At 42.9% G+C, this 16,819-nt stretch carries 16 protein-coding genes; 6 read left to right on the top strand and 10 right to left on the bottom strand.

Going from position 1 to position 16,819, the window contains the following annotated elements:
* Positions 1-17 precede the first annotated feature (17 nt).
* The 5 genes from flgF to flgB are packed head-to-tail and all read right to left on the bottom strand — an operon-like array spanning position 18 to position 4,046.
* Positions 18-758, bottom strand: coding sequence for a flagellar basal-body rod protein FlgF (flgF, locus tag AOC29_RS04100; RefSeq protein ID WP_215296757.1), 741 nt, complete (start codon positions 756-758; stop codon positions 18-20).
* Positions 759-804: 46 nt separating this feature from the next.
* Positions 805-2,385, bottom strand: coding sequence for a flagellar hook-basal body complex protein (locus AOC29_RS04095; protein WP_215296755.1), 1,581 nt, complete (start codon positions 2,383-2,385; stop codon positions 805-807).
* Positions 2,386-2,438: 53 nt separating this feature from the next.
* Positions 2,439-3,155 carry a flagellar hook assembly protein FlgD gene (locus AOC29_RS04090; protein ID WP_215296754.1) on the bottom strand — a complete coding sequence of 239 codons (717 nt, stop codon included), beginning with the start codon at positions 3,153-3,155 and terminating at the stop codon, positions 2,439-2,441.
* A gap of 12 nt (positions 3,156-3,167) precedes the next feature.
* Positions 3,168-3,578: a flagellar basal body rod protein FlgC gene (flgC, locus tag AOC29_RS04085; protein ID WP_088526015.1), complete on the bottom strand. Its 411-nt coding sequence runs from the start codon at positions 3,576-3,578 to the stop codon at positions 3,168-3,170.
* A gap of 27 nt (positions 3,579-3,605) precedes the next feature.
* Positions 3,606-4,046: a flagellar basal body rod protein FlgB gene (flgB, locus tag AOC29_RS04080; protein WP_215296752.1), complete on the bottom strand. Its 441-nt coding sequence runs from the start codon at positions 4,044-4,046 to the stop codon at positions 3,606-3,608.
* A gap of 216 nt (positions 4,047-4,262) precedes the next feature.
* On the opposite strand from flgB, the gene flgA reads away from it, so the two are divergent.
* The 3 genes from flgA to AOC29_RS04065 all read left to right on the top strand — a co-directional run bounded on the left by flgA (position 4,263) and on the right by AOC29_RS04065 (position 6,530).
* The gene (flgA, locus tag AOC29_RS04075; protein ID WP_215296751.1) at positions 4,263-5,111 is read left to right on the top strand and encodes a flagellar basal body P-ring formation chaperone FlgA; all 849 of its coding nucleotides are present in this window, start codon (positions 4,263-4,265) and stop codon (positions 5,109-5,111) included.
* Positions 5,112-5,303: 192 nt separating this feature from the next.
* Entirely contained in the window at positions 5,304-5,609 is a 306-nt protein-coding gene (gene flgM / locus AOC29_RS04070; RefSeq protein ID WP_215296750.1) for a flagellar biosynthesis anti-sigma factor FlgM, read from the top strand.
* Positions 5,610-5,696: 87 nt separating this feature from the next.
* Positions 5,697-6,530 carry a hypothetical protein gene (locus AOC29_RS04065; protein WP_215296749.1) on the top strand — a complete coding sequence of 278 codons (834 nt, stop codon included), beginning with the start codon at positions 5,697-5,699 and terminating at the stop codon, positions 6,528-6,530.
* A 151-nt stretch (positions 6,531-6,681) separates the two neighbouring features.
* Here the strand turns inward: AOC29_RS04065 and AOC29_RS04060 are convergent, their stop codons facing one another.
* Positions 6,682-9,075: a tetratricopeptide repeat protein gene (locus tag AOC29_RS04060; protein WP_371819551.1), complete on the bottom strand. Its 2,394-nt coding sequence runs from the start codon at positions 9,073-9,075 to the stop codon at positions 6,682-6,684.
* A 480-nt stretch (positions 9,076-9,555) separates the two neighbouring features.
* Here AOC29_RS04060 and AOC29_RS04055 point away from each other — a divergent pair, with 480 nt between their 5' ends.
* From AOC29_RS04055 to AOC29_RS04045, 3 genes are all read left to right on the top strand, one after another.
* Positions 9,556-11,163, top strand: coding sequence for a hypothetical protein (locus AOC29_RS04055; protein ID WP_215296747.1), 1,608 nt, complete (start codon positions 9,556-9,558; stop codon positions 11,161-11,163).
* A gap of 190 nt (positions 11,164-11,353) precedes the next feature.
* Positions 11,354-13,684 (top strand): flagellin, encoded by a 2,331-nt coding sequence (locus tag AOC29_RS04050; protein ID WP_215296746.1) that lies wholly within the window; start codon positions 11,354-11,356, stop codon positions 13,682-13,684.
* 126 nt (positions 13,685-13,810) lie between these two features.
* Entirely contained in the window at positions 13,811-14,224 is a 414-nt protein-coding gene (locus AOC29_RS04045) for a hypothetical protein (RefSeq protein WP_088526022.1), read from the top strand.
* 87 nt (positions 14,225-14,311) lie between these two features.
* Here AOC29_RS04045 and AOC29_RS04040 read toward each other — a convergent pair whose 3' ends face one another.
* Genes AOC29_RS04040 through AOC29_RS04025 form a run of 4 tightly spaced genes read right to left on the bottom strand, consistent with a single transcriptional unit; the run spans position 14,312 to position 16,794 of the window.
* Complete coding sequence (locus tag AOC29_RS04040) at positions 14,312-15,907, bottom strand: tetratricopeptide repeat protein (protein ID WP_215296745.1); 1,596 nt, start codon at positions 15,905-15,907, stop codon at positions 14,312-14,314.
* A gap of 29 nt (positions 15,908-15,936) precedes the next feature.
* Complete coding sequence (locus tag AOC29_RS04035) at positions 15,937-16,212, bottom strand: hypothetical protein (protein WP_215296744.1); 276 nt, start codon at positions 16,210-16,212, stop codon at positions 15,937-15,939.
* The gene (locus AOC29_RS04030; RefSeq protein ID WP_215296743.1) at positions 16,212-16,592 is read right to left on the bottom strand and encodes a hypothetical protein; all 381 of its coding nucleotides are present in this window, start codon (positions 16,590-16,592) and stop codon (positions 16,212-16,214) included. The genes AOC29_RS04035 and AOC29_RS04030 overlap by 1 nt, the downstream gene beginning before the upstream one ends.
* A gap of 10 nt (positions 16,593-16,602) precedes the next feature.
* On the bottom strand, positions 16,603-16,794 hold the full coding sequence (locus AOC29_RS04025; RefSeq protein WP_215296742.1) for a hypothetical protein: 192 nt from the start codon (positions 16,792-16,794) through the stop codon (positions 16,603-16,605).
* Between the last annotated feature and the right edge of the window lie 25 nt (positions 16,795-16,819).

The following is a 16,819-nucleotide window of genomic DNA, read 5'->3' as shown; positions in this document are numbered from 1 at the left end:
TCTTGACACATAAAGTCTTAACTTAAATTGAAGAGCTGAGCGGCATGTTGGTCGCTATTCTCAGCATTCTTCATGAGCTGCATTTGAATATCAAAGCTGCGGGCTAACGAAATCATGTTGACCATGCTATGAATCACACTCACGTTGCTGTCTTCTAAGGCTCCATTCACTACCTTGACCGTAGGATCCGCTACAAAACCAGCACCACCAGCAGATTTAAATAACCCATCGTCACCGCGAACTAAGCTTTTTTCATCAGGATTAGAGAGCTTGATGACATCAATCGGAGTAGAAGGACCACCACTCACAGCAGGATCCACACTGGAGATCGTGCCATCGGCACCAATCGAGATATTGACGTTCGGAGGAATCGTAATCGGACCGCCACCACCAAGCACATTACGGCCACCAGCGGTTTGCAAAATACCATTCTCACTAATTTTGAATGAGCCATTACGGGTCAAACCTTCTGTACCATCAGGGCGTTGCACACTGAACCAACCCTTACCTTCGATTGCCACATCCAGAGTACGTCCTGTTTGCTTAATAGCACCAGGAGAAAAATCTGTACCGCCTGAGGCATTGACTACAAAAGAGCGTGTATCCAAGCTGCCACCTTGAATCGGTACAGATAGAAAAGAATCAATCTGCGCCTTAAAGCCAGTAGTCGATACGTTAGCCAAATTATTGGAGTTCGTCGCTTGCTGGTCCAAGATATGCTGGGCTCCAGTCATTGCGGTATAAATTACACGATCCATGGTTTCTCCTTAGCTTTCTCTGGCGTTCAAGGTATTAATAGCTGCCTTAGCCATTCATTCCGATGAGGGTTTGATAGATTTGATTTTCAATTTTGACCACTTGAGCACTAGCTTGATAAGCCTGCTGAGCTGCCAACAAAGCCACCATATCTTGCGTTTGATTCACGTTCGAGCCTTCTAATGCAGAACCCTGAATCTTGCTGCCGACCAGTTGCACGCTACCTAATAAAGGCACACCTGATTTAGAGGTTTCTACCCAGGTATCGTTACCCACTGCTTTTAAGCCGGTATAGCTTGGGATGCTTGCCACACCAATTTGCGCAAGTTCACTAGTAAGGCCATCGCTATAAGTACCAATGATGGTGCCCGTTTCGTTAATCGCCATCGTATTTAGATGTGCAATAGCGGTACCGGGAGTTTTAGTCGCCACCATTGGAATAGAACCCGTCAAGAAACCAGATGCAGTCACATTAATCGCAGGCTGTTCACCAAATCCAGTAAAAGTAGCCTGTACCCAGCTGGTATTTGCTTGCTGAGCTGGTGTGATGTTTTGACCTAAGTATGTTGTTGGAATATTGGCTGGTATTGCAGCTAAGGTGTTGTAGTTACTCAACACTCCACCAAACATACCCGTCATGACTGGTGCTGTATTGGCAACGATTGGAGTATTTCCATTCGAAGCGCTGATAGACAGCTGTGTATTTAACGTGTTATTGCTATTGGTAAACGCTAATGCGCCATTGCTTGCTTGCGCACTCGTTGTTTGTACACCAGCCAATGTGCCATTGAGAACACCATTAGTCACGCTCACACTATTTTTCACAGTGCCATCAGCTAAACCAGTAAATGCTGCTGCCACATTCGCTGACGTTGCACCTGATGCACTAGCGGTAAAGGTCAGGCCTGCAACGGTAACGCTTTCGTTAGCAGCCAGATTATTAAAACTCACTGTATTGTTTGCAGGAGTAAATAACGGGTAATTATTTGTACTTGAATTACTAAAGCGAGCTGCAATCGTTGCCGGTGTATCACCTGCTTGCAGACCACTAAATAAAGAGGCTACTTGCGCCGCAGTTAATACTTTGCCATCGGTATTGGTATAGCTTAAGCCACCAAAAGTAACAGTGCCATAAGGTGATAGCGGTGAATTAAAGCCAACCGCATCTACTTGATTAGCATTAGCAGAACCAGGACGAATATCATTTGGTGCTACTGGTAACTCAATAGGTGCACCTGCAATATCGAGTACCTGAAAGCCAGAACCATTGACCAAGAAACCTTCGACGTTCTGAGTGAATTGACCATTGCGGGTATAGACTGTTTGACCTAAAACCGGGTCTTGTAGTGCAAACATGCCTTGACCATTAATGGCCGCATTGAGTGGTACGGTTGTTGTATTAATCGGACCTTGGGTAAACGATTGCATCACATTTGATGCCAGTACCCCACCCCCAGTTTGTACTGGTGATCCAGAATTAGCGGCATTGAGTTGTCGGGCCAGCACATTGGTAAAGTCAACATGTGAGGCTTTAAAGCCGACCGTTGCACTGTTGGCAATGTTATTGCCCAACACGCTCAAATGTTCTGAGGCTGCATTTAAACCGCTCAATCCTTCGACAAATGACATATGAATCCTTTAATGATTAACAGTGTTTTGGTTATTAGTGTTTGACTGACAAATTAGCGAATCTGCGCCACATTTGAAATATTGGTGGTCGTGTTGTTATCCAACATGATCTGTGCGCTGGTATTCGCGGTAGGATTGAGAATGCCAGTGACATTAGCCGTTGCTAAGCCAGTTGGATTCACATTCTTACCAGCTACGTTAGCTGCTAGTTGAAATCTATATGGGCCATCTGGTAACTGATTGCCATTGATATCTTTACCATCCCAAGCTAAGGGTACAGTGCCGGCAGGTTGTGGGCCCAATGTCATCACATCGACTGACTGACCTGCGCCGTTCAAAATATTAACCTTCAAGGAAGATGCGGGAGAATCTAGTTGTACGCCAAAAGTCGCCTGTCCTTTTGTGAGGTTTAATGTATTACCAGGAACCAGCACACTTTTACCAACCAGGCCTGAAGCTTGAAATGCCTGACTCGATTGCATTTGCGACAAGAGAGAGTTCATGGAGCTATTAAGCTTATTGACGCCTTCTACTGTAGAGATCTGAGCCATTTGACTGGTCATCTCCGCACTCTTCATTGGATCAGTAGGATCTTGATATTTCATTTGCGCAACTAACAAGGTCATAAACTGATCCTGGATCTGCGCTGCAGAACTAGCAGATGCGTTCAAGGCTGCAGTAGCACTACCGCCGATGGATTTAGTGTTGATGCCATTACTTGCGCTATTGCTTGCACTGTTACTGACTGTATTGTTTTGAATCGCACTCATCTTTAGTCCCTATTAGTTTTGACCAATCGTTAATGTTCTTTGTAACATTGTTTTTGCAGCGTTCATCGTCTCAACGTTGTTTTGATAAGAGCGTGATGTCGAAATCATGTTCACCATCTCTTGTGTTGCATTCACGTTTGGCATCGCCACAAAGCCATCTTTATCTGCTAATGGATTTGCTGGATCGTGCACCATGCGTGGTGGCAACTGATCTTCAATTACCTTGTTGACTTTGACACCCTGGTGACCAGAGCTACCCACTGGTGTTGCTTCAAAAACAACTTGCTTGGCTTTGTAAGGTTGACCGTTTGAGCTAGTAGCGCTATCTACGTTTGCTAAGTTACTGGCGACCGTATTTAAGCGCTGCGACTGTGCGCTCATCGCTGAACTAGAAATATTAAAAACGTTTTGTAAGGAGGCCATTTGAATTTACCGTTCTATCGAAAAGAATTAGGAAGTAGGACTGAGTGCTGCAGTCATGTCTTTAATCTGGGCATTGAGCATCGTGATATTGGCTTCGTAATGAATCGCGTTATCCACGAAGGCTGTTCTTTCCACCTCACCATCAACCGAGTTGCCGTCTACGCTGCCCTGAATCAAGGGGCGATAGAGTAAGTCAGCTTCATTAACGCCGCCAGTACCCCCGGGAATATGTTTGCCATGAGTAGTCGCGAGCGACATATTGCCGTTAGAGCTCACCGACGCATTATTGGCGGCACTAGCCACATTGGCTTCTAGGGCTTTTTTGAGTGAGGCGGCAAAGTCGATATCCCGTGCTTTATAGTTCGGGGTATCCGCGTTGGCGATATTGGCCGCTAAAATTTCCTGGCGTTGAGCCCTCACCCGCAGGGCGGTTGCATTAAAATCAAAGAGCGCGTCTAATTTATCCATTTATTTCTCCAATTTCCCTAAAGAAATCCTCAAGTCAGCCGTAATAGGTTGTGTAGCATTACAGATACCTATTTATGGCATTTTCACTAATGTAATTTGCCCACCCCTTCCTTGATTTGCCAATAAAAGGGGTAATAGTTCGGCTAATTGAGGCATTGACTGGCCCCCAAAATCCTAAAATCATGTTTTCGCCATCCTTTTGGACTGGAATTAAGCATGCATTCCTCATACGAAACGCCCTTAGAATTCAAGAAAAGTGCTGACAAGCCTCTTTTTGGGTCTTTTTTCCATGGTTTTGAGACCTTAATCATTGGCATGATTGCCAATGTGTTGATCTCCTTTTTGGTGCTTTATCCCAAAATCAGCTGGGCCCAAGTTCCACCCCCAGCTTCAGGCCAGAATCCAGCCACCAATGCCGGTAGCCCGCCTGCTTTCCAGAATCTGCGCATCATTAATCAAAAAGTGAAAGACTTTTTGACCACCCAAAGCGCCGGCTCCCCTGGCAAACCAGAAATTACCGTTACTCCGATGGAAGAAGGCACGCAATTGACCTATTGCCCTTCTCCAGAGCCCTTTTTTCCTCCAAATAGTGCTGCTTGGGGCAGAACAACCGTGGGTGTGCGCTGTGGCCAACCAAAACCATGGACCGTGTATGTCCAAGCGAATGTGAGCATCATTGCGAACTATGTCGTCGCCGGAGCCCCGATCGGCCAGGGTCAAACCATCTCCGCCAATGAATTACAACTCCAAAAAGGCGATCTCACTACCCTGCCAGCTGGTATTTTTACGGAATTTAACCGAGTGATCGGTCAAACCGCCAGAATGTCGCTAGTAGCAGGCACCGTCCTCAAAAAAGAAATGCTCAAAATGCCCCTGATTGTGCAAAAAGGGCAATCTGTGAGGGTTTCTAGTGGCGGCAAGGGATTCTCGATCAGTACCGACGGCCAGGCCTTAAATGAAGCCTCAGAAGGTGAACTAGTCAAAGTCAAGGTCAGTAATGGCAGTGTTGTGACCGGAATTGCTAAAGAAAATGGCGTAGTTGAGGTAGGCGGCCAGAGCAAGTAGGCTAAACCGATAATTTATATTCTTCTAACGCGCCAAGGAAAGCCGGATTTAGCTAAAGTTAGGCTAGATAAAGCCGTTAGAGAAGATGTAGAAGTAGTTCAGGTGATGTGGCAGTAGGTTGTATAGTGTTTTGATAGTTTGACTCAAAAAACTGAGAAACGAGCAGTACCTAAATTAGGCTAAAGTGTTCCCATGAAAATTAATGATTCTTTGAAGACCGCGCTCAACACCGTAGTGGAAAAACCCGCTGCGAGTGAGAGCAACCCTACTTCAACGATTGGGCCTAGCGCTAATTCAGTAAAGCCACCTGCTGCTGATATCACTAAACTTTCTAGTCAACTACAAGCATTGCAAGCAACGATTGCAAATAGCCCTGTATTTGATTCAAAAAAAGTAGATATGATCCGCAGTGAAATTGAAAGCGGTCAGTTCACTGTTGACTCTGGAAAAGTAGCCGATGGCATGATTAATGATGCTGTTGCTCTGCTCAAAAAATAATTAGACGCGTTACGTAAATACGTAATAAACCTAACTACAGTAAGCAAAGCAACAACACACAGAAACTAGGCAAGATCAAAGATCATTATGAGCATTGCCAAAACTACCTTAGTTGATACTTTTACAAACTATGTAAAAGATTTTCAGACAAAAATAAATTCCATTAATACGCAGTTAAAGAATGGCAAGGCCACGCTAACAACTGCGCAGCAAGACGAAGTTACCAAACTTTCTACAGCGGCAAAAAGTTATGCAACACCGCAAGACAGTATTGCGAATGCGCAGAAGACGATTGGGGTTGCGCAAACTGCAATTACTTCCATCTTAAAACTGATGCCGCAGATGCAACAGCTGGCAGCTCAAGCTAGCAACCCCACCCTGGGTTTTTCTGACAGCATTAACCTCAACTTTAGATTTCAACAACTCGTCACTGAGATTGGTAAGCTAGCTACTAAAGCAGGCTTAAATGGCACCAACCTACTCTCCGGCACTGCTGGTATGAATGTCATCATCGGCACAGATAAAACGCCTGCCTCAAGATCATTCATTAACAGCGTCAATATCTACGGCATGATGACTACCGGCCTGATGAGTAATATCAAGCTCGATACACCAGAAAATGCCCAAGCAGCAATGAATGCTCTCAATAGCGCGCTAGCCCAGATCAATAATGGTCAAGCCTTGCTCAAGATGACGTCGACACGACTTGCAGCCCAGGCTGACAAACTTACTGGTCAAGCAAAGACTGCCCAAGATTCAGTTAGTGCAATACAGAATATTGACCCAGTCAAGCTCAAGGCGCAGCTAGCTCAATTGCAAAGCCGGCAAAATATTGACTACCAATTGATTAGCCAGCTGGACCCTACAGCTTACAAGAAGCTTGTTGTCGCCAATGAAAAAGCTAGCGCATCTACTTCATAGCAAATAGCATTTGCATTAACAAATTTATTTAAGTGAAGAGATTTTTTACACTACACACATACAAATAAAATTCAAATGCACCAATAGAGCAATAACATAGCCAATTCACCAGAAACAATAATATCTAATTATTATTATTAACTCTAGAAATTTAGGTTGTTATATAAATGTGATCTGGCTCTATATCTCCTTGGTAACGCTCATACATCTTCCTGTATGCAGCCTCTAAGTACCGAGTGTTGGTAGGCGCATCAAATAAAAGAGTTTGCGATTTATTTCTGATAAGCTTTTCTTTTAGTGCCTGCAGATACTGAGGATTGGTTGCTAGATCAATAGCTAATGACTGATACTCAGTTACAGAGCTTGTAATTAACTCAGGCATCTCAATTCCATGCAAGGCACTAGTAACCATACGCGATACCATGCTTTTACCTTCCTTTGTCAATATTGGTAATCCGGCAAAAAGAGCATCAACTCCGGTAGTGCCTGCATTGTAGGGCCAAGTATCTAGAAACAAATCAGCTAACCTGTAGCTTGCCAAATAACGACCAATTCGTTCTTTTTCCTGCTCTGGTAATGCGAATTCTCTCTTGGAGAAAATTAATCTATGACCCTGAACGCCCCTCACAATTGCTTCTTTTATTAAATTATTCTTGGCACTTGCATTAGGCTCTAGCAACCACAGCACGCTATCAGGAACGGCTTTTAAAATATCCATCCAAATACCAAAAGTTTCAGGAGTAATCTTTTGGTGACCATTTTGACAGGTAAACACAAAACTATTCTCAGGCAAGCCAAATTGCACTCGGCTTAGTAACTCAGCGTTAATTTGGCGCTCAGTATCATAGGTATATGGGCATGGTACATAAGCAATTCTTTCAGTATAGAGGGTTTTGAAGTTCTCGGGTATGCCGAAGGGGTCACTAATAATATAGTCAATACATTCAGATCCCGATGTACCAGGGTATCCTAAATGACTTACCTGAATTGGTGCTGCGCGCATCGCAAAAATACTTGGGCGAGCGCCGGATGTATGAACGCAAAGATCAAAGGCAATATCTATCCCGAGTTCACGAGTAAGTTGCACAACCTCCGGATCAGACATTTGGTCTATTTCAATAAAGTGATCAAAGACCTTCTCAAGCCGATCTCGCATAGGATCTTTTACTTGGTTAAATGAAAAAGCGAATAACTCAAATTGAGATTTATCATGATTTTCCAGCTGCTCAGCAAGCCAAATTGATACTGGGTGACTATAAAGATCAGGGGAAAAATAACCCAGCCGAATCTTACTTCTAGCTGATCTTTTAAGAATAGGGCCTAGATCGCGAATCTTCTGAAAACTTTTTTTTTCATAGGTCTTTGAGACTTTTAGGTGTAACTCAGGATCATCCATCAAGCAAAGATTTATGAACGGTAAGACAACTTGTTCATTAGTGGCAATTTTTTGAGAAAGCAACTCAATATGGTCAAAAAAGTTACTCCAATCACATATAAACATTTTGGCATGTTGCACACCCCCCTTTAGAAATGGATACTCTGGGTTAAGCATTAGAGCCCGCTTAAAGCTAACTAAGGCTTCATCCATACGACCTATATCTCGCAAGGCGTTTCCTCTATTGCTATAAGCTTCAGCACACTCCGGATTATGGATAATCGTTTGGTCATATGAGGCTATGGCTTCTTCAAAACGCTTAAGTGCCTGCAAAGTATTACCGCGATTAAGCAAAGCCTCTACATAGTCTGTTTTGATACTGAGAGCTTGGTTATAGCTAGCTAAGGCTTCTTCAGAACGTTTAAGTGCCTGCAAAGTATTACCGCGATTGTAGTGAGCCTCTAGGAGGTCCGGCTTGATGCTGAGGGCTTTGTCAAAGTTAGCGATAGCTTCATTCAAGTACCCTAATTTTTGCAAAATATTCGCAAAATTATTATATGCCGACACATTGTCCGGCTTAATTAGAATGGCTTGACAATAACTAGTCAAGGCTTCATCCAAACGATCTAAATTCACCAAAGTATTTGCGCGATTAAAATGTGCATCAGAATGGTCTTGCTTAATTAAAATAGTTTGATCATAACCAGCTAAGGCTTCATCTAAGCGCCCCAATTCTTTGAAAACATTTGCGCGATTGTGATGACAATCTGCGAAGGCCGGCTCAATTAAGATAGCCTGATCATAGTTAAATAAGGCTTCATCTAAGCGCCCCAAGTCTACTAAAGTATTTGCGCGATTGTAGTGAGCCTCTAGATAGTCTGGTTTGATATTGATCGCTTGGTCATAACTAGTTAAGGCCTCATCAAAGCGCTTCAATCCCCGCAAGGCAGTACCCAGACTGGAGTAAGGATTGGGGTAATTTGGATTGATTTTAATGGCCGCAGAAAGCAACTCTATTGCTTGAGGATATTCTTGAAGTTGTGTCATTAAGGCGCCTAACAGCTGCAGTGCATCAAAATGATTAGGCTGATTTTTTAATACTTCCTCAAAGATAGATTTTGCTTCCATAAAGCTACCACTACTAATAAGTTTCAAACCTGATTGCAACATGTTCACCAATTCCGCTTGTTTTAGATGCAATTTATTTGCGGCAGGTAGTTGGCGTTTAGGAATATTAGGCGGACGTGGCATTTAGTTAATATAAAGGTTATATGATGTTCGATAACAACGTTGGCTCCATTCAAGCTCTTAAGTTTGCTTTCCAGGGCATTTTAGGCATAATTTAATTTAACTGGTTTTTTGACTATTCAAGCTTAAAAAAACAGGGTAATTTCCAGCTTTTTTAATGTATTTCTATCTAAAAGACTCAAGTTAGTGAACCTCCTACCGTTAATGAGAATATAAGAAAGCTTCTTCGGAGGTTTTCAAACAAGCTAATGTCACTATTGGCGCCAAGCTCTGTTGATGTAGTCTAAGCACTGCGCACTGATGCTTTTTCGTAAGTTGGTTTGTTGTTATGCACTTCGCGTAACCAGACTGTTTATTGCAATCCATTTTGGATGCATAAATCTATACTAAAGGAAAAGAATCATGCCAATGCCATTATCAGGTTTAGCTTTAACTCTTTCACAGTCAGTTAAAGATATACAAAATCAAATCGTTGATGTTCAGTCACAACTTGCTTCAGGTCAAAAAACTTTAAACCCTGCAGAAAATGGTGTAGTAACTCGCCTTTCTGCTCAAGCAGATGCTTATGGCAAAGTAGAAAACAACATTTCGAATGCCAATAATGTAATCGGCGTAGCACAAACTGCACTTCAATCAATTGCTGATATTTTGACTCAGATGAAGTCCTTAGCTACTCAAGCAACCAGCGCTGGTCTTACGACAGATGATACTTCAAGTCTGAATCAAACTTTTGCTGCTTTAGCTACTCAGGTTGCTAATTTAGGAACAGGAGCCTCAGTTAATGGTAATAATTTGCTGGCAAATTCAACTGGAATTGCTGTAACTACTGGCATTGATGGTGCATCCGCATCACAAACCACTGTGGCTGGTGTTAACGTTGCAACTATTGCGACTACTGCTGCTGCACTGAGCATTACACAGGGCAACACAGGTACATCATTGGTAGCCAAAACTGCTGCTGGTACTGATAACGTTGTTGCAGGTGTGGATGCTACTGCAGGCACTGCCTCGGTTGATACATTTAACGTTGGCACAGCTGCGCATCTTACAGCTAGCACTGCTTCAACAGTTAAGATTAGTACTGGTACTGGATATGTTCAAATTACAGGTGGTTCAGCTACTAGTGCAACTGCGGCTGAACTTGCAGATGCTTTAGCAGCTTTTATTACATACGGCACCAATGCCGGTGGCGTAGGTAACCTTATCGACTACACCATATCAGATAACTCTAGTGCTCAATCTGCTATGGCAGCCAGATTTGATGTAACTTCAAGCTCTGGAGTCTTAACGTTTACTCAAAAAGCTGGCTCTACAAGACAAGCCACATCTGGTTTAGTGGCAACTGGCTCTACATCTACCGCAAGCGTAGTTACTAATACCCAAGCAGGTGCAGCCTATTCAGCAGGAACAGCAGCTATTGATAAAGTCACTTTTAGCACCTTAACGAATGGTCAAAGTATTACCGTTGGTGGCCTAACCTTTACTGCTGGAGCATCTGGCGCCGCTGATTCAGCCATTGCCACAGCATTTTATAACTTTATGACCAATGGAACACAACCTGCAACTAGCGTTGGTACTTTCACAGGCAATACCTATGCAACGATGAATAGTCTTTATACCGTAGGTAATACTTATAACGGAACTGCGACTCCTACCAGCTCGTATTTGTATATCAAGGCACGAAATACTGGCTCAACAGTACTTTCCGCTACTACTGGTAGTTCAGTAGAAAATGCTAGAAATGCAATCTCCTCCTTGACTACATTAATCAACACTGTATCAACTGGTCAAGCAGGACTGAGTGCTTCAAAAGCAGGTTTGGTCGCAACCTTAAGTGCTACTCAAGCCCTTAAGTCTGGTTTGCAAAATACAGTAGACACAATCCAAAACATTGATGCTACTGCGATGCAAGCCAAGTTACAGCAATTGAACAATCAACAATCCATCGATTATTATTTGGTTAGCCAAATGAATACCGAAGCAGCTGCGATTTTGTCGATTTTCCGTTGATTTAACTAGTGTTTTAGCTGTTTAAGCTTAGAAAAGCCGGGTAATTCCCGGCTTTTTTAATGGATTCAAAGTATTGATAAACCCTTATAGTTTCCCTAATTATTGATTTTTGTCGTGTATAGGGCCAGGTTTTTTAAGAATTGCTACCTGGATTTTACATAAAAAGATTGGATATTTAAGGAAAAATATCATGAGCAATACAATTACTTCGCTAGCTTCAACTCTGACACAGGCCGTGAATGAGGTTCAAAAGGGTATCGTTGAAACCCAAGAACAGCTCGCCTCTGGCAAAGCTACCCTCAATGCAGCGGAGAGTGGCGTTGTTAGCCGCCTGACTGCTCAGGTAGAGGGCTATAAGTCGGTTGGCAAAAATTTAACCGATGCTGGCAGCGCAATTAATGTTGCTCAATCAGCATTAAGTTCAGTCTCAGATATTCTGTCTCAATTAAAAGGCTTAGCAACCCAGGCTTCAAGCGCAGGCTTTGCATCCAGCGATCGAGATAGCCTGAATCAAACTTTTCAAAATTTGATTAACCAAATAGATCAGTTAGTTACTAGCGCAAGTGTGAATGGCGCAAATCTGCTAAATACGGACTTTGGTCTACAAATTACGACTGGTATTGATGGTACTGCTGATTCCCAGACCCAAGTATCTGCAACTAACGTTAAAACCTTAGTAGACAACTTAAAAGATTTGCTCATTACTGGTTTACAAATTGATGACCTACACTTTCCAGTAAGCAATCTAACAACACCGGTCAGTACGATTACTTCCAACTCTGGTAATCCGCCGACAGCAACAACACCCACTACTACAATTACTACAACGGGAACTAGTTCAGCTACTCAAGTAGAAACAATCACCTTCCCCAATCTCAATGCTGGTGCTAGCTTTACTGCTAACGGTCTAACTTTACAATTGACCAGCGATATGACTGGTTCGCAACTGGCAACTGCTTTTGCTGCTAAGATGACTAGTAGCTCGGCAACAACTACCTACGGAAATTGGTCTGGTACCATTACAAGAGCTGTAGGAACAAGTGCTAGCAATGCCGTGCTTACTTGCACCAATAGTGGTGGCGATGGGGTTGTGGCGCAACTAGTTTTGAGTAAAGTGTCAGGCACTCAAACACAAACCATAGCACTGTCTACTGCCAATATGGCCCAAGGCAATTCCATTAGGATTGGCAATTTAACCTTCACTGCTGGCCCTGGACCAGGAAATAGTGCGGGAGGAATATCTCCACAACAAGTCACTGCTGCAATCGTTGCCTATGTTAATAGTGGAGTGATACCTGATCCTAGTATTGGTACATTTACAAATAATATCGACGCAGTAGTACAGCAAGAAAAATTAACTTTTGTTGGCTTAAAAAATACAGATACTTTTACTGCTGGCGGATTAACATTTACTGCAAATACAAACGTTACTGCTGAGCAAGTAACCGCTGCATTCCTAGCAAAAATCACGAATGCATCGACTCCTAACCCAAGTTATGGAGCTTTTACGGGCTCATTAACATCTGGCATCAAAAATAATCCAGTCAATTGTGGTGGCTCCACAACTAGCCTTACCTTAAGCTATGATCCTTCAGTTGCTGCAGGCTTAGGCGCCATCCCTACTTCACTGGTAAATGCTAGCTACACTATTCAGACTCTGAACAATGGTACTGGCAGCGCAAGCTCAGTAACTACTTCAATCTTAAGAGCAGGTGTCAATGCCAATACTGGCACAAAACTCACTGGTGGCTCAGCTGCAGGCATAAGCGCAAGCGTTCTTTCTGCTAACACCTTTAGTTTGACAACGGCCGATCCTTTAACGACAGGAACTACCCCTGCTACTGCTGGAAGTCTTTCACTGGTAAGCTCTACAAGTAATACTACCTACAGAAACACACTCACCTTTACAAACTCAAGCTTGTTAGCTGGTAATGCAAACTTGTTTCCTGGTGATAGCGTGACCATTAATGGCCTTACTTTTACTGCAAGTCAAACTACTACCAACCAACAAGTCCTGGATGCCTTTAAAAATGCCATTAACTCTGGCGATACAGGCAACGTATATGGTGTTTTCTCCAATAGCGATGCCAATGGCGGTACTGTGGCTGGCAAAATTTCAGAAATCCATTCACTTTTCACCGCATTTGACTTAGGTGGCGGCGTCTTAGCTTTAGACAATGTCTCCTCTTCTGCATCTGAAAAACCAGTAATGACTTGGAATACCCAGAACTCTGCAATTGCTAATGCAAACAGAGCAAGTCAGATTATTACCGGACAAATTGATACGGTATCTACAGCGCAAGCCTCTCTCTCAGCCGCAATGGCTGGCCTAGAAGCTCAATTGAAAAATGCCACTAATATTGGAAATGGCATGCAAAAGACAATTGATAAGATTGCCAATATTGATCCGACTGCTTTGCAGGCTAATCTACAACAATTGAATACTCAGCAAAGCGTTGACTACTATTTGGTGAGTCAAATGAACACCGCAGCGGCTGCAATTTTGTCAATATTCCGTTAATTTGAACCCTGATACCCTTTGATTTGCGCTAATGATCATTTCACCATTAGTTCATACAAATCAAAGGGGTTTCAGATAGAATACTTTTAACTAAGAACACAAAATAACGGATAACGAGAGACCATCATGTTTAATAGCAAAAACGCCATTAATGCTTATGTGTCAGTTGATAATAATCTGACTGGTGCAAGCTTTGAAAAACGCTGGTTTGAATCTGTCATCAGCATGGTCAAACGTATCATGGCTGGTGAATTTGATCCTGTAACTAATCACAAAAGATTATTAGAAATCGCTGAAGGCTTACAGTGGGTGCAAGAGAACCTCAATGAGAAATTACATTCTCAACACCGCACCATGCTCAAGACAATCTACAGCACTAACATTCAGATTCTCAATGGCGCCATTCAGTCACAGAATTTTGAGTATCTTCCCCTGGTCATTGCATCAATGGAAGTTATCTTAGGCCCTTACAACAAGGGAACAGCTGGAACCATAGCAGCACCAGCTGAGGCTGCAGAACCAATGAAGCACACTGCTTAATTCTGTAATTCTCAATTCGATTGATATTCAATACACCTAAGCAGTAGCTTAGGTGTATTGCTTTGTGCTATGCATTAATTACCTTGCTCAGTTGTATTGAGTAGACTGCTTTAATAGCGGTACCAGATCATGGCGGATTTTATCTAGAGGCGCATCCCAAACGCCCTGCTGCTCTTGTCGGTAAAGCCTTAAGCTTGGATACCAAGGACTTAAAGTCACTCCTGATAGCCAACGCCAATGAGGCGCCTTGGGTAATAAGACCCAACAAGGGATATTCATAGCACCTGCCAAGTGAGCTACTTCATTATCTACTGAGATGATGATGTCACATGCGCTAACTAGTGCTGCTAAGTCATCAAAACCCAATGAACTACTAAGCTGCTCATATCCATAAACCTGGATCATCAGTTTGGACTGAAGATCTGCAAGCTCTTGATTACTAATACCCTGTTGTAAATTCACGAATTTAATGCCAGGCATGTTTAAAGAAGAGACTAATTGAGTAAGCTCTATGTTGTTTGTTTTGTTGGAATTGCTTGATTTATTGGCTGAGTAATCTTCTTCTTTCCAAGAAATGCCAATGAGCAACTCATCTTGCTTGGCTACCGTTTCTTTAATGAGGTTTCTTTGCTCAAATTTTGGCTTGAGATACTGAAGTTTGACATTCAGAAAATCATCGATTTGATTTCTAAAAAGTCCCGGTAGATCCCCTAAGGCGATATGAGCATCGTAGAGCGATTCATCTACGATTTCTGTTGCAGAATAAAAGGTAATTTCTGGCATCGAGCGTTCAAAAATCGGCATTAAACGCGGATCAATCTGCACCAATAGATTTGGCACTAATCGCTGCATCTCTAAGAGTAAGCTGCCAAAGAGGATATGCTCACTTGCGCCCTGCTCTGCCCAAACTAATAGTTTTTTGGCTGTGCTACCGTTTCGCCACTTTGGCTTGCTAGTTTTTAAGGGCTGGATTGTCAGGCTAAGGCCTTTCCAGCGCCAGTGATACATACCCCAACCCGATTGCAAATTACCATTGAGTAAGTACAGCTTTGCCAGGTTATCGTGTGCCGCTCCTAACTGAGGGTCTAGAGCAATCGCCTTTTCTTGACTCTCAATCGCAGGATAAATCAGGTTTAAATCTTGATATGCCAACCCTCGATTGACGTAGAAAGTAGCGTCTCCTGGGTCTAGCTCAATCGCTGTTTGATACTCTAGTAATGCTTGTTCATACTGCCCCAGCTCTTTAAAGAGATTGCCTCGGTTGGAATAGAGCTTAGCCATGGTTGGCGCAATACTAATAGCGGCATTAATCGACACCAAGGCATCCTCTTGGCGCTGGAGATTACGTAACGCCTCTGCAGCATTCGCGTATGTGGTCCAATTTCCAGCTTCAAGTGCGATGGAATGACGGCAGCACTCTAGTGCTAAAGCATGCTGCCCCAGCTTCATCAGCGCATGGGCTGCATTATTAAAGCACTCTGGCATCGTTGAATTGATCTCAAGCGCTTTGGAGAGTAATTGCACTGCTCTTGAAGGATCTTCATCGGTAACTGCCACTCCGAGCATATGCAGAGCATCAAAATGATTGGGATCATTTTGAAGAATATCTTCGTAAAGTAATTTTGCTTGCTCTATTTCACCTTGCTGGTGAAATATGAAGGCTTTTTCGAAGGATGTACTCATGTGCTTTATTGAATCACTCAGTAGCTAGTTTAATAAACCGCTTCATGATCACCAACATTGATCAAAACAATCTCATGTTCAGTAATAATCATTTCAATAGTGACTCGGTATTTCAGATTGATCGAAATGCTTTGTAAGCCATCAAGCCTTCCAGACAAACTATGAAGACGCAGAGAAGGATGATGGGGATTGAGCTCTAACAGTTCTAATGCTTTGGCATACTGTGTTTCCACATCAGGATGACGCTTTAGAAACTTTGCAGCACGCCGGTTGTATTGCTCAGTAAAGATTAACTGCCAACTCATTAGGCTGACTTGTTGATTTGCTTAAGACGTTTAATATGCTGAGCCACGGTTTCTTTAACAAAGCGTCCACCCGCCAAATCAGCCCTGGATTCAGCTAGTGCAGCCTCCAGTTCGCATTCACGTAAATACTGATATTGCTCCTGGCTCATCACCACATACTTCACCTGTCCACGCACAGATACAGGCGCTTCTAGTTGATCTAGTAAAGCTTCCTCAATGGCTTTTATGCCCTTAGTTTTTAAATTATTTGCTACGACGGTACCCATTATCACCCCATTAATAACACTATCAATAGTATTGTATAGAATATTATTTATGCTGGCAAGGCTGTTGGTTGGGTAAAAATCAATGCCTAACATGGAGAGTTCAAATAGTGGCATTCATTGCGCGTCAATTTGCACAAGTAGCCCGGGTACACTGCACTGCTCTTGAAGGATCTTCATCGGTAACTGCCACTCCGAGCTTATGCAGAGCGTCAAAATGATTGGGATCATTTTGGAAAATATCTTCGTAAAGTAATTTTGCTTGCTCTACTTCGCCTTGCTGGTGAAGGGTGAAGGCTTTTTGGAAGGTTGTATTCATAGGCTGTTTTGAATAGCTGGCTGGT

Origin of the sequence: Polynucleobacter sp. JS-JIR-5-A7 (genome assembly GCF_018687935.1) — a bacterium.
In the GTDB taxonomy this organism is placed as follows: domain Bacteria; phylum Pseudomonadota; class Gammaproteobacteria; order Burkholderiales; family Burkholderiaceae; genus Polynucleobacter.
Note: the sequence above shows the minus strand (reverse complement) of the source record. Positions and strands in the feature narration are given on the sequence as shown.